Genomic DNA, 12242 nt, shown 5'->3' on the forward strand with positions numbered 1-12242 from the left:
AATCGGGTGGATGGAACTACTCACGGGGTGGACTGCACCGAGATGCCCAGTTGGTTGGCGGTGGTGTTGCCGGAGCCCGCGATCTGGTTGAGTTGCAGAACGCCGTCGAATCCCTGCAGCGCGGTGTCCTCCACGGCGACGCTGCGGGGTCCGGCGGAACCACCGCGGCGTGCGGTGCCCTGCCCCCCTGCTGACGCGAGTGCCCCCGACGCGGCCAAGGCCTCATCGTTCGTCTCGCGTATGCCCTGTTGCGCCAGCGCGGCAGTGACGACATTGAGCGTCGCGTTGCCGATACCGCTGGCCTGATTGATCATGGCGACGCCACTGGCGCCGTTGAATGCCAGGCCGCCGATGCTGGCGCTGGCGTCCAGTGCGCCGTCGGCGCGCACCCGGTTGTTGATGTGGCGCTGGCGCGCGTCGACCGATATCTCTACGGTTTCGCCGCTGGCGATACCCAGCAGGTTGCCCTGCAGGTTGAAGTCGCCGGCGGCCATGTTGACCACCATGGCACCGTCGCTGCCACGCAGCGCACTGCCATCGATACGGGTGTGGTTGAGGTAGCCGAGCATGGCGGCGTAGTCGTCAGCCTGCTGCGCGCACAGCGTCAGCGGCAGGGCGAACAACAGACCCGATGTGAGCAGGACAGCGACGCGTTTCATTTGCCGGGCCCACCGGACGGGCCGCCTGCAGGCTGGCCGAGCGGGAACTGCGCAAGTGCACCGCGCACCTGGTCGCCGATACCGCGGGTCGCGTTGCCCACCGCGCCCATCGGACCACCGATGCTGCGGCCAAGCGAACTACCCGACAGCACCCCGCTGCTGGTGGCTTTGCCGAGGGTGCTGTTGATGGTCCCCGTGGTGACACGCTCCACGGTAGTCTGCTGGTGGCCGGCAGCGATGCCGGTATTGGAGCCCAGCGAGGCGTAATCGTCGTCGCTCAGTTCGTCCATGCCGCCCGGCGTGCCCAGGGCGCCAGCAACCTCGCGCTTGGGGGACGGATCAGCGATCAGCGCCACGCCCGGAGGGGCTGGCCGGTACGCGGGCCGCGCGGATACGTCACGCAGCAGCACCATCTCACCCGGCTGGGCCTTCACTCCCTGCCGTGCGCCTGACGCCTGCGTCGCCGCCGGTGCCAGCACCATCACCAGCAGCAGACCCGTCACCGCCGTTGCCCTGCTTCGTACGCGAACGCTGTCCATTGCGACCTCCCGTTACCTGCGGAGGGATGGAGCAGCAATCGTGCCAAGTTCGAAGCGCCCGGTTTGCGGGCATTTCGCCGCCGCCGACCGCTGTCATTGCAACGCGGGTGTTACACCCCTGCAGGGGTTCACCCATCCTGAACGCGCGCCTGCATGCGCCAAGACGCTGGATGACGCTCGCCTCGCACCTTGGTGTATCAGCGTTGATACACCTTCCGATACAGATGTCACAGCGCGCAGTCATGAAATGCAGACGGGCCGGCAGGAGCCGGCCCGTCTGCATGACGACCTTGCCGATCGTGCTAAGAGCTGCGCTCTTCGCCCTCGTCCACGCCCACGTTGGTCGACGGGTTGTCGTAGACCTCACGGTCGAGCAGGCCGGTTTCCTTGGCCACCAGCACCGGCACCAGCATCTGGCCGGTGACATTGGTCATCGTGCGCATCATGTCCAGGATGCGGTCGATCGCGTAGAGGTAGCCGATGGTTTCAAGTGGCAGGTTGGCCGCGCTCAGCACCACCGTGGCCATCACCACCGCCGTGCCCGGCACGCCAGCGGTACCGAAGCTGCCCAGCACCGAGGCGATCAGCACGACCACATACTGCTCGGGGGAGAGGGGTACGCCGGTGTACTGCGCGATGAACACCGCGCACAACGCCGGGTAGATCGCACCGCAGCCATCCATTTTGATGCTGGCGCCCAGCGGCACGGCAAAGGACGCGTAGTCCTTGTTGACCCCCAGGTTATGGGTGATCGAACGCATTGCCGCCGGCATCGCTGCGAAGCTGGAGGAGCTGACGAAGGCCACCTGCATGCCCGGCGCGGCACCCCGGAAGAACTTCAACGGGTTCAGGCCATGCACCAGCAGCAGGCTGCCGTACACCAGCACGATATGCAGCGCGCAGGCCACGTAGAGCGCCAGCACGAAGCTGCCCAGCGGCAGCAGCTTTTCGAAGCCGTAGCTGCCCACCAGCCCGGCGATCAGGCCGAACGTACCCAGCGGGGTCATCTCCAGCACGAAGCGGGTGACCTGGATCATGATGTCGCTCATCTGCCCGGTCAGCTTGCGCGCTTCGGCGACCTTGTCGCCCAGCTTGACCATCGCAAAGCCGAGCAGGCCGGCGAAGAAGATCACCGGCAGGATCGAACCGCGGCCTGCCGCCAGCACGGTCTCACCGGCCGCGTTGACCTTGGTGCCGATGCCGGTCAGCGCGTAGAAAACGTTGGACGGCACCACGTCCATGACCACCTTGACCACGCTGGGCACTTCGCGCGGCGTGTAGCCGTGGTCCATGCTCAGGCTGAGGTTGCCGGTCCCCGGCTGCATCAGGGTGCCCACGGCCAGGCCGATGCCCACTGCCAGCGCGGCGGTGATGATGAACCACAGGAACGTGCGCCCACCCAGCGCGGCCACGGATTTCTGCCCGTGCAGCGAGGAAATGGCATTGATCACCGCGAAGAACACCAGCGGCACCGCGATCATCTTGATCAGCGTGACGTACAGGTCGCCGAGTGGGCCGAACCAGGTTTCGGCGGCGGGGCCAAGCAGCCAGCCAGCCAGCGCGCCCAGCACGAAACCGCCAAGTACGCGCTGCCAGAACGGAATCCGCAGCCAGGCAGACACCAGCGTCATGAGCATTCCAGGGAGAGAGTGACAGCCCCTCACCTTAGCCCAACCCGCGCCTGCGGACGAGGCGCACAGAAACAAATCAGCGTGTCATCGGCGTGCCTTGCGGCGTTCTGCATAATGAACGCCCGTTTCACCATTGAGATACGCGCGTCCATGTCCCGTTTCACGCCTCTTGTGGCGGCCGTCGCCACCACCCTGATGCTTGGCGCCTGCGCCACGTCCACCCCCACCTCCCGTGCCAATGCCGGCTCCGTTCAGGTCGAGGTACCTTCGGTGTCCCACCCGGCCGGTGAAACCCCGCAGTGGTGGTACCGCAGCGGCGCCGCCCGGGCCGCCGGCAGTGGTGCGATGGACGGCCGGGCAAAGAACGTGATCCTGTTCCTGGGCGATGGCATGAGCCTGACCACCGTGGCGGCCGCACGCATCTACGAGGGCCAGCGCAACGGCAACCCGGGCGAAGAGAACCTGCTCTCCTGGGAGCGCTTCCCCGCCACCGCCTTCAGCAAGACCTACAACACCGATTCGCAGACCCCCGATTCGGCCGGCACCATGACCGCCATCACCACCGGCGTGAAGACCCACATGGGCGCCATCGGGGTCAGCGCGGGCAGCCGCAGCGACTGCGCCGACAGCCTGGGCAAGGGTCTGCTGACCTGGCTGCAGCTGGCCGACAGCGCCGGCATGGCCACCGGCGTGGTATCCACCGCACGCCTGACCCATGCCACCCCGGCCGCCACCTACGCCCATTCGCCCGAGCGCAACTGGGAAAGCGACGCCGACCTCCCGGAAGCAGCGAAAGCGGCAGGCTGCAGGGACATCGCCCAGCAGCTGCTGGGCAGCTCGCGCTACGGGCGCGGCCCGCTGGTCGCCCTCGGCGGTGGCCGCGCCCAGTTCACCACCGTGGAAGAGACCGACCCGGAGTACGACGACAAGGTCGGCCTGCGCCTGGACGGCCGCAGCTTGGTCGGCGAATGGAAGCAGGCCCACCCGCAGGGCGCGTATGTCTGGAATGCGAAGCAGCTGCAGGCCGCCGCCAACGCGCCGGCGCTGCTGGGCCTGTTCGAGCCGGACCACATGCGCTACGAGATCGAGCGCAAGGACGACCCCTCCGGCGAGCCCAGCCTGGCCGAACTGACCAAGGCCGCCATCGCCAACCTGTCGCGCCACCAGGAAGGTTACGTGCTGATGGTGGAAGGTGCGCGCATCGACCACGCCAACCACAGCGGCAACGCCTACCGGGCGCTCAGCGACACGGTGGCGCTGTCCGATGCGGTCCGTGCAGCGGCAGAGGCCACCTCCGACCAGGACACGCTGATCATCGTCACCGCCGACCACTCGCACACGCTCAACTTCGTGGGCTACCCGGCGCGAGGCAACCCGATCCTGGGCAAGGTCAAGGACAAGGGCGGCGAAGACGGCGCCGGCGCGCTCGACCTGGCCCGTGACGGCCTGGGCCTGCCCTACACCACCCTCAGCTACGCCAATGGCCCGGGCAACGCCGGCGCCACCAACCAGCAGCCGGCGGGGCCCAAGGCCTACCCGCACAACCCGACCAGCTTCGATCCGGCCAAGGGCCGCCCGGACCTGACCCACGTGGATACCGAGCACCCTGACTACATGCAGGAAGCCCTGGTGCCGATGAAGAGCGAAAGCCACGGCGGCGAAGATGTCGGCATCTGGGCCCGTGGCCCTGGCAGCAGGGCGATACGCGGCACCATGGAACAGAACACGATCTACCACATGATCGTGCAGGCCACTCCGCGCCTGCGCCAGCGCCTGTGCGAAGCCGGTACCTGCGACGCCAAGGGCGTGCCGGTGGAACTGCCGGTGCCGGCCGCATTCGAGCGCAAGGACGCCGGTAACTGATGCGGGCGCGCCGCGTTGCGCGGGCCGGCGTGCTGGCCGCGCTGCTGCTGGGACCGGCGGTCGGGGTTGCCGAGCCGCCGGCCTGCCAGCGGCTTACCGAGGAAGACGGGTTGCAGCCGCTGGCCGGCTGCCGCCTGGAACAGGGCCGGCTGACGCTCGACGCGTCGGCGCGTGCCCGGCTGGAGTACGACAACCTTGGGCTGGTGGCGGTGTACGCCGGGGACAGCTTCCACTACGTCAGCCGCCAGGGGCGCACCCAGGCGGTAATCACCTGGGATAATGGCCCGGATCATGTGGAAGAAGGCCTGCTGCGCGGCCGCGTGGGCGACCGCATCGCGTACTTCAATGCCACGCTGGACCAGGCAGTACCCGGCACCTACGATTTCGGCTGGCCGTTTTCCGATGGAACTGCCCAGGTCTGCAACGGCTGCCGGCGCGGCACGCCGGATGGCGATGGACACACTCCCATGGAAGGCGGCGAGTGGTTCCACATCGACCGCCAGGGCCGCCGCGTGGGCGATGAGCCTGGATGATGGCGGCCGGTGCTGCCAGGGCCGATACTGGCCCTCTGCCTGACATTTCCCATTCGATGCCTACTGCGCTGCCCCCTGCCCCCGACCTCCCCGCCCCCGTGCTGGTGGGTTTCAGTGGCGGACTGGATTCAACGGTGTTGCTGCACTGGCTGGCGCAGTCACCCGCGCAGCGTGCCGCCGGCCTGCATGCGGTGCACGTGCACCACGGACTGCAGCCCGAGGCCGACCGGTGGGCGGAGCACTGCGAAGCGATCTGCGCGGCCTGGTCGATTCCGCTGCAGGTGGTCCGGGTAGCGGTGCCGCGCGACAGCGGTGCGGGCCTGGAAGCTGCAGCACGGCATGTCCGGCGCGAAGCGTTCGGCCGCGTCCTGCGCGAAGGTGAACACTTGGCGTTGGCGCACCACCGCGATGACCAGGCCGAAACGTTCCTGCTCCGGGCGCTGCGTGGCTCCGGCGTGGATGGCCTGGCGGCGATCCGCGTGCATGCTCCGTTTGCCGCCGGATCGATCTGGCGGCCACTGCTGCAGATCCCGCGCCGCGACCTGCTGGCCCATGCGCAGGCGCACGCACTGCAGTGGATTGAAGATCCCAGCAATGCCAACGATGCGGCCGACCGCAACTTCCTGCGCCTGCACGTGCTGCCGCTGCTGCAACAACGCTGGCCGCAGGCCGATGCGGCATTGGCGCGCAGCGCCGAGCTGAGCGCGCAGGCGCAGCGCCTGCTCGAGGCCTCCGACCACGAGGCCTTGCGGCGCTGCACGGTGTCGCCCGGCGTACTCGACTGCGCCAAGCTGCAACGGCAGCCGCGCGAGCGCCGCGCGCGGCTGTTGCGGCAGTGGGTACGCAGCGCGGGGCAGCCGCCATTGCCAGCCGCCGGCGTGCAGGCCATCGAACGCGAACTGCTTCCTGCCGCGCACGATGCCGATGCGCAGTTTGCCTGGCAGGGGGTCCGCATCCGCCGTTGGCGAGGGCACCTGTACCTGCTGCCGATGGCGCTGGCGCTGCCGCTGGACTGGAGCGTGCATTGGGATGGATCCAGCCCGCTGGCGCTGCCCGACGGTGGCGAACTGGCGCTGATCGGCGCCAAGCGGCTGGGTGAACCGGTGCAGGTCAGCGCACGACGGGGCGGCGAGCGCATCCAGCTGCGCGGCCGCAGTCACTCGCATGCCCTGAAAGACCTGCTGCAGCAGAGCGGGTTGCCACCGTGGCAGCGCCGCCAGGTGCCGTTGCTGTATGCAGAGCATACGCTGGTGGCGGCCGGCGACCAGGTCATCGCCGCACCGTTGCAGCAGTGGCTGGATGAACAGCACGCCCGCCTGCGCTGGACGCCGGGCGCGGCATGAATTGACCCCTTTGGGCTGGCGCCTCACACTTGCCGCATGGCCAAGAAGTCCCCCACTGACACCTCGCCGGTCGCCCACTTCGAGCATTCGCTGGAAGAACTGGAGCAACTGGTGGAGAAGATGGAAACCGGCGACATGAGCCTGGAGCAGTCGCTGAGCGCCTATGAGCGCGGCGTCGGCCTGTACCGCCAGTGCCAGCAGGCGCTGGAGCAGGCCGAGCTGCGCGTGCGCCTGCTCAGCGACCCGGCACGCCCGGAAACCGCCGAGCCGTTCGACCCGCCCAGCCATGACGGTTGAGTCCACGTTCGCGCGTTGGCGCGACCGCATTGAAAGCCAGCTCGACGCCAGCCTGCCCTCGCCCGAACAGGCGCCCCAGCGCCTGCACCAGGCGATGCGCCATGCCGTGCTCGGCGGCGGCAAGCGCATGCGCCCGCTGCTGGTGTACGCCAGCGGGCAGATCTTCGGCGCCGACGAACACGCGCTGGACGCACCGGCGATGGCGGTGGAACTGATCCACGCCTATTCGCTGGTGCACGACGACCTGCCGGCGATGGACGACGACGCGTTGCGTCGCGGCCGCCCGACCACGCACATCGCCTTCGACGAAGCCACGGCGATCCTGGCCGGCGATGCGCTGCAGACGCGCGCGTTCGGCCTGCTGGCCGATGCGGCGTTGCCGGCGCTGCTGCGGGTGCACTGCCTGCAGGCACTGACCCACGCCTCGGGGGCAGCCGGCATGTGCGGCGGCCAGGCATTGGACATCGATGCAACGGGCCACGCGCAGCCGCTGGCCGACCTGCAGCACATGCATGCCCTGAAGACCGGCGCGCTGATCCGCGCGGCGGTCCGCATGGGCGCACTGTGTGGTGATGCGCCGCACGCTGACCTGCTGCAGCTGGACGATTTCGCCAACGCCCTCGGCCTGGCGTTCCAGGTGCGCGATGACATCCTGGACGTGGAAGCCAGCTCCGAACAGCTCGGCAAGACCGCGGGCAAGGACCAGGCGCAGGCCAAGTCCACGTTCCCGGCGTTGTTGGGGATGGACGGTGCAAAGGCCGAGTTGGCGGCGCTCAGCGAGCGCATGCACGACAGCCTTGCCGGGTATGACGAACGCGCTGATGCGTTGCGTGCGCTTGGGCGGTTGGCTGTAGAGCGCAATCACTAAGGGACCGGCCTTCGGTCGGTGCGCGTCTGCTGCAGGCAAGAGCCTTGGTCTGCGAACGTTACTGCGCAGGGCCGGCGGGTGTGGGTTTGCGGGGGGCGCCGTGAATCCATCCGTGGAGGCTCTTGCGAAACATCCATGTTTCGCAAAGCCCCCGCAAACCCACCCCCGCCGACCCTCTGACGGTTGGTTGGTGCGCACAGGCGATCAAAAGCAGCCACGCAGGGCGTGGCTCTACGACAACGCGCGATGCGCGCCTGCACGGTGCCGTTCCGCTTTTGCTTGAATAACCGACCCACTGTCGGGGGCAGGCGGGGGTGGGTTTGCGGGACCGTAGAGCGCCATGGATGGCGCGAACGAGCCCCCATGGATGGGTTCACGGCGTGTCCCGCAAACCCACACCCGCCTGCCCAGCACATGTACGTTCGCAGGCGACGGCTTTTGCCTTTGCTTTTGCTCCAAACAAAAAACGCCCGGCAATGCCGGGCGTTTCTGCATTCCCACGAACGCAGGAATTACTTGATCAGGCGCAGGGCGAACGGATAACGGTAGGCTTCACCGTTGTTTGCCTTCACCGCCGCAATGATGCAGAACACGATGTTGAGGATGCCCACCAGCGGCGCCAGCAGACCGCCGATGATCACGATCATCAGGATGAAGCAGATGATCATCGCCAGGGTGATGGTGATCTGGAAGTTCAGCGCTTCCTTGGCCTGGTCGGTGACGAAACCCTTGCCGGCGTCGTCCTTGCTGATCAGCCAGATGATCAACGGGCCGATGAACCAGGTGAAGATGCCCAGCAGGTGCGCGGCAAGCGCCATGGTGCGCTGGTCGCTGGGAACCGGGCCGGCGCTGGTCGGCGGCGGCGGGGCGGTGACGTTCTCGAATTCGCTCACGTGAAACTCCTTGTCCAGTGTATGGGTGGTGCATGGCAGGCTCCCCGCCTGCCCAGGCAGCTGGAATAGGATACGTCAATCGTTACCGGCAACGGTCATCCGCCCGACCAGGATCGAACCCACCTGCACGTGCGAACGACGGTCGATGTCGCTGCCGACCGCTTCGATCGCCGCGAACATCTCCTTGAGGTTGCCCGCGATGGTGATTCCGTCAACCGGGTACTGGATTTCACCGTTCTCCACCCGGAAGCCACCGGCGCCGCGCGAATAATCGCCGGTGACCCCGTTGACGCCCTGCCCCATCAGCTCGGTCACCAGCAGGCCCTCGCCCATCTGCCGGGCCATCGAGGCCAGGTCGCCCGCATTGGGCTGTACCCGCAGGTTGTGCACGCCGCCGGCATTACCCGTGGTCACCAGGCCCAGCTTGCGTGCCGAATAGCTGCCCAGCACGTAGCGCTGCAGCACGCCGCCTTCGATCAGCGACGAATCACGGGTGGCCACGCCATCGCCATCGAACGCGGTCGAGCGCAGGCCGCGGCGCAGCAGCGGACGCTCCTCGATCGCAAACCAGTCCGGGAACAGCTGCGTGCCCACGCTGTCGAGCAGGAAGCTCGCACGGCGGTACAGCGCGCCGCCCGAGACCGCCCCCAACAAGTGGCCGATCAGCGAACGCGCCACTTCCGGCGAATACAGCACCGGCATCTGCGCGGTGGCCATCGAACGCGGATTGAGGCGTGCCAGGGTGCGCTCGGCGGCGCGGCGACCGATCGACGCCGCGTCTTCCAGGTCTTCGCGGGCCAGCGCACTGCTGTACCAGCCGTCGCGCTGCATGCCATCGCCCTGACCGGCAATCAATGCGCAGCCCACCGAATGGTGGCTGCTGCGGTCACGGCCGATGAAACCGTGCGAGTTCGCATAGACCGACAGGCTGGTGGCGGTCGCCGCCGAGGCGCCATCGGAGTTGCTGATGCGCGGGTCGGCCTCGCGCCCGGCTGCTTCGCACGCCAGCGCCAGATCCACCGCCTGGTCGGCCTGCAGCGCCCACGGGTGCCAGCTGTCCAGGTCCGGGAACTCGCGTGCCATCAGTTCCGGGTCGGCCAGGCCGGCCGCCTCGTCGTCCTCGGTATGGCGGGCGATCGCGCAGGCCTGCGCCACCGTCGATTCCAGGCTGGCCGGCTGCAGGTCGGCGGTGCTGGCGCTGCCCTTTCGCTGGCCGAAGTAGACCGTGACCGCGATTCCACGGTCGCGGGTGGATTCCACCGTTTCCACCTCGCCCAGGCGCACGTTCACATCCAGCCCCCGCTCCTCGCTGCAGCTGACTTCGGCCTGGGTGGCGCCCAGCGCTCGGGCCCGGGCCAGCAGCTGCTGGGAGATGTCGGCCAGCTGTTCCAGCCGCTGCAGGCTGTCGTCGGCGGCGTGGGCTTCAGGGGAGATCACGTTCAATGCTTTATCCTGTACGGGTGAGTACCTGGCGCAACGCCGGGCACAGTTCTGGATGTGGAAAGAAGACGATGCGCGGACGCGACGAAGAAACCGGTGAATTCCTTGATATCAGCCGCAGCCAGAACCGGCGCGAAGCGCTGGACATCCTGGCCCTCGGCGAGAAACTGGTGTCGCTGACCCCGGCCCAGCTGGCCCGCGTGCCGGTGCCGGAAGACCTGCTGCCGCACATCGCCGAGGCCAAGCGGATCACTGCCCATATCGCCCACAAGCGCCAGCTGGCCTTCCTGGCCAAGCACATGCGCCGCGAGGAAGACGCCACCCTGGACGCGATCCGCGATGCGCTGGATGCCAACAGCGAGACCTCGCGCCGCGAAGTGGCCGCGCTGCACCGCGCCGAGGACTGGCGCGAGCGCCTGCTCAAGGACGGCGACACCGCGCTGAGCGCCCTGCTCGCCGAATATCCGCAGGCCGACCGCCAGCAGCTGCGCACGCTGGTGCGCAATGCCCAGGCCGAGCGCGCGAAGAACAAGCCGCCGCGCGCCTTCCGCGAAATCTACCAGGTGCTGCGCAACCTGCTGCTGCCGGCCGCGCTGGGCCTGGAAGCCACGGCGGCCGACACCGACGAAGACGACATCGGCGACGCCGACAGCGCCGAGGACTGAACCAGGCGGGCAGAACGGGCGCATCCGGCGATCAGGCCTGGGTGCCGCCCACGGTGATGCCGTCAATCAGCAGCGACGGCTGGCCCACGCCCACCGGCACGCTCTGGCCATCCTTGCCGCACACGCCCACGCCCTCGTCCAGGGCCAGGTCGTTGCCGATCATGCGCACCTTCTGCATGGTTTCCGGTCCGTTGCCGATCAGGGTCGCGCCCTTCACCGGCGCGGTGACCTTGCCGTCTTCGATCAGGTAGGCTTCGGTGGCCGAGAACACGTACTTGCCGCTGGTGATGTCGACCTGGCCGCCACCGAAGTTCACCGCGTACAGGCCACGCTTGACCGAACGGATCATTTCTTCCGGGTCATGCTGGCCGGCACGCATGTAGGTGTTGGTCATGCGCGGCATGGTCATGTGCGCGAACGATTCCCGGCGGCCGTTGCCGGTCGGTGCCACGCCCATCAGGCGCGCATTGAGCGAATCCTGCATGTAGCCGACCAGGATGCCGTCCTCGATCAGCGTGGTGCACTGGGTCGGGTGGCCTTCGTCATCGATGTTGAGCGAGCCGCGGCGACCGTCCAGCGTGCCATCGTCGACGATGGTCACACCGGGAGCGGCCACGCGCTCGCCGATGCGACCGGCGTACACGCTGGTGCCCTTGCGGTTGAAATCACCTTCCAGACCGTGGCCGACCGCCTCGTGCAGCAGCACGCCGGGCCAGCCCGGACCGAGCACTACGGTCATCACGCCGGCCGGAGCCGGGATCGCTTCCAGGTTGACCAGGGCCTGACGCAACGCTTCACGGGCGAAGGCTTCCGGACGTCCTTCGGCGAACAGTTCCGCGTAGCTGTAGCGACCGCCGCCACCGGAATAGCCGGATTCACGACGGCCGCCCTGCTCCACGATCACCTGCACGTTCAGCCGCACCAGCGGGCGGATGTCGCCGGCCAGTACGCCGTCGCTGCGCGCGATCAGGACAGTATCCACACCGCCGGACAGGCTCACCATCACCTGCTGCACGCGCGGGTCGGCGGCGCGCAGGAAGCGGTCCAGGCGCTTGAGCACCTCCACCTTGGCCTCGTTGCCCATGCCATCGATCGGATCCAGCGCGGGGTACAGCGCGCGTGCATTACCGCGCACCAGAGAGCGCGCCGGCTGCGCGCCGCCCTCGCGGGAAATCGCGCGCGCCGAGCGCGCCGCGCCCAGCAGCGCATCGCCATGGATATCGTCGGAATAGGCGAAGCCGGTCTTCTCGCCGGCAATGGCGCGTACGCCCACGCCCTGCTCGATGGAGTGGGCGCCGTCTTTCACGATGCCGTCTTCCACGCTCCAGCTTTCGCGGCGGGCGTGCTGGAAGTACAGGTCGCCAAAATCGATACCCGGCCCCAACAGGGTGCCGAAGGTGCGTTCCAGGCCGCCGGCGTCCAGCCCGGCGGGCAGCAGCAGGCGGTCTTGGGCAAGGGTGAGTGCGTTGTCGGTCATGGTCTTGATCTGTGGGCGCGGGCCAATATCGCAA

Annotated in this window: 12 protein-coding genes; 6 read left to right on the forward strand and 6 right to left on the reverse strand. The window is 68.1% G+C overall.

Annotated features, from left to right (window positions below; all coding sequences use genetic code 11):
- Nucleotides 1-20: 20 nt before the first annotated feature.
- The 3 genes from ACGFZ3_RS10350 to ACGFZ3_RS10360 all read right to left on the reverse strand — a co-directional run bounded on the left by ACGFZ3_RS10350 (nucleotide 21) and on the right by ACGFZ3_RS10360 (nucleotide 2829).
- Entirely contained in the window at nucleotides 21-659 is a 639-nt protein-coding gene (locus ACGFZ3_RS10350; protein ID WP_392920164.1) for a hypothetical protein, read from the reverse strand.
- Nucleotides 656-1198: a hypothetical protein gene (locus ACGFZ3_RS10355; RefSeq protein ID WP_392920167.1), complete on the reverse strand. Its 543-nt coding sequence runs from the start codon at nucleotides 1196-1198 to the stop codon at nucleotides 656-658. The genes ACGFZ3_RS10350 and ACGFZ3_RS10355 overlap by 4 nt, the downstream gene beginning before the upstream one ends.
- A gap of 302 nt (nucleotides 1199-1500) precedes the next feature.
- The gene (locus ACGFZ3_RS10360; RefSeq protein WP_392920170.1) at nucleotides 1501-2829 is read right to left on the reverse strand and encodes a dicarboxylate/amino acid:cation symporter; all 1329 of its coding nucleotides are present in this window, start codon (nucleotides 2827-2829) and stop codon (nucleotides 1501-1503) included.
- A gap of 150 nt (nucleotides 2830-2979) precedes the next feature.
- On the opposite strand from ACGFZ3_RS10360, the gene ACGFZ3_RS10365 reads away from it, so the two are divergent.
- The 5 genes from ACGFZ3_RS10365 to ACGFZ3_RS10385 are packed head-to-tail and all read left to right on the forward strand — an operon-like array spanning nucleotide 2980 to nucleotide 7733.
- Nucleotides 2980-4692 carry an alkaline phosphatase gene (locus ACGFZ3_RS10365; RefSeq protein WP_392920173.1) on the forward strand — a complete coding sequence of 571 codons (1713 nt, stop codon included), beginning with the start codon at nucleotides 2980-2982 and terminating at the stop codon, nucleotides 4690-4692.
- A complete protein-coding gene (locus ACGFZ3_RS10370; RefSeq protein WP_392920175.1) occupies nucleotides 4692-5225 on the forward strand; it encodes a WG repeat-containing protein in 534 nt (177 codons plus the stop codon). The genes ACGFZ3_RS10365 and ACGFZ3_RS10370 overlap by 1 nt, the downstream gene beginning before the upstream one ends.
- Before the next feature lie 56 nt (nucleotides 5226-5281).
- On the forward strand, nucleotides 5282-6568 hold the full coding sequence (tilS, locus tag ACGFZ3_RS10375; RefSeq protein ID WP_392920178.1) for a tRNA lysidine(34) synthetase TilS: 1287 nt from the start codon (nucleotides 5282-5284) through the stop codon (nucleotides 6566-6568).
- A 36-nt stretch (nucleotides 6569-6604) separates the two neighbouring features.
- Nucleotides 6605-6865, forward strand: coding sequence for an exodeoxyribonuclease VII small subunit (locus ACGFZ3_RS10380; protein ID WP_392920181.1), 261 nt, complete (start codon nucleotides 6605-6607; stop codon nucleotides 6863-6865).
- Nucleotides 6855-7733, forward strand: coding sequence for a polyprenyl synthetase family protein (locus ACGFZ3_RS10385; RefSeq protein WP_392920184.1), 879 nt, complete (start codon nucleotides 6855-6857; stop codon nucleotides 7731-7733). Before ACGFZ3_RS10380 ends, ACGFZ3_RS10385 begins: the two co-directional genes overlap by 11 nt.
- Nucleotides 7734-8245: 512 nt before the next feature.
- On the opposite strand, the gene ACGFZ3_RS10390 is transcribed toward ACGFZ3_RS10385, so the two are convergent.
- Nucleotides 8246-8626 carry a DUF4870 domain-containing protein gene (locus ACGFZ3_RS10390; RefSeq protein ID WP_392920187.1) on the reverse strand — a complete coding sequence of 127 codons (381 nt, stop codon included), beginning with the start codon at nucleotides 8624-8626 and terminating at the stop codon, nucleotides 8246-8248.
- A gap of 75 nt (nucleotides 8627-8701) precedes the next feature.
- Nucleotides 8702-10069, reverse strand: coding sequence for a metalloprotease PmbA (gene pmbA / locus ACGFZ3_RS10395; RefSeq protein WP_392920190.1), 1368 nt, complete (start codon nucleotides 10067-10069; stop codon nucleotides 8702-8704).
- 68 nt (nucleotides 10070-10137) lie between these two features.
- Between pmbA and yjgA the strand changes: the two genes are divergently transcribed.
- Complete coding sequence (yjgA, locus tag ACGFZ3_RS10400) at nucleotides 10138-10731, forward strand: ribosome biogenesis factor YjgA (protein WP_392920193.1); 594 nt, start codon at nucleotides 10138-10140, stop codon at nucleotides 10729-10731.
- A gap of 31 nt (nucleotides 10732-10762) precedes the next feature.
- Here the strand turns inward: yjgA and tldD are convergent, their stop codons facing one another.
- The gene (gene tldD / locus ACGFZ3_RS10405; protein ID WP_392920963.1) at nucleotides 10763-12208 is read right to left on the reverse strand and encodes a metalloprotease TldD; all 1446 of its coding nucleotides are present in this window, start codon (nucleotides 12206-12208) and stop codon (nucleotides 10763-10765) included.
- Nucleotides 12209-12242: the final 34 nt, after the last annotated feature.

Source organism: Stenotrophomonas sp. NPDC047960, from assembly GCF_043204395.1.
Classification (GTDB): domain Bacteria; phylum Pseudomonadota; class Gammaproteobacteria; order Xanthomonadales; family Xanthomonadaceae; genus Stenotrophomonas.

What these genes read in the sequence shown, in the direction of transcription:
- ACGFZ3_RS10350 (WP_392920164.1), bottom strand. Translation starts at nt 659, where the DNA reads ATGAAACGCGTCGCTGTCCTGCTCACATCGGGTCTGTTGTTCGCCCTG.
- ACGFZ3_RS10355 (WP_392920167.1), bottom strand. Translation starts at nt 1,198, where the DNA reads ATGGACAGCGTTCGCGTACGAAGCAGGGCAACGGCGGTGACGGGTCTG.
- ACGFZ3_RS10360 (WP_392920170.1), bottom strand. Translation starts at nt 2,829, where the DNA reads ATGACGCTGGTGTCTGCCTGGCTGCGGATTCCGTTCTGGCAGCGCGTA.
- ACGFZ3_RS10365 (WP_392920173.1), top strand. Translation starts at nt 2,980, where the DNA reads ATGTCCCGTTTCACGCCTCTTGTGGCGGCCGTCGCCACCACCCTGATG.
- ACGFZ3_RS10370 (WP_392920175.1), top strand. Translation starts at nt 4,692, where the DNA reads ATGCGGGCGCGCCGCGTTGCGCGGGCCGGCGTGCTGGCCGCGCTGCTG.
- tilS (WP_392920178.1), top strand. Translation starts at nt 5,282, where the DNA reads ATGCCTACTGCGCTGCCCCCTGCCCCCGACCTCCCCGCCCCCGTGCTG.
- ACGFZ3_RS10380 (WP_392920181.1), top strand. Translation starts at nt 6,605, where the DNA reads ATGGCCAAGAAGTCCCCCACTGACACCTCGCCGGTCGCCCACTTCGAG.
- ACGFZ3_RS10385 (WP_392920184.1), top strand. Translation starts at nt 6,855, where the DNA reads ATGACGGTTGAGTCCACGTTCGCGCGTTGGCGCGACCGCATTGAAAGC.
- yjgA (WP_392920193.1), top strand. Translation starts at nt 10,138, where the DNA reads ATGCGCGGACGCGACGAAGAAACCGGTGAATTCCTTGATATCAGCCGC.
- tldD (WP_392920963.1), bottom strand. Translation starts at nt 12,208, where the DNA reads ATGACCGACAACGCACTCACCCTTGCCCAAGACCGCCTGCTGCTGCCC.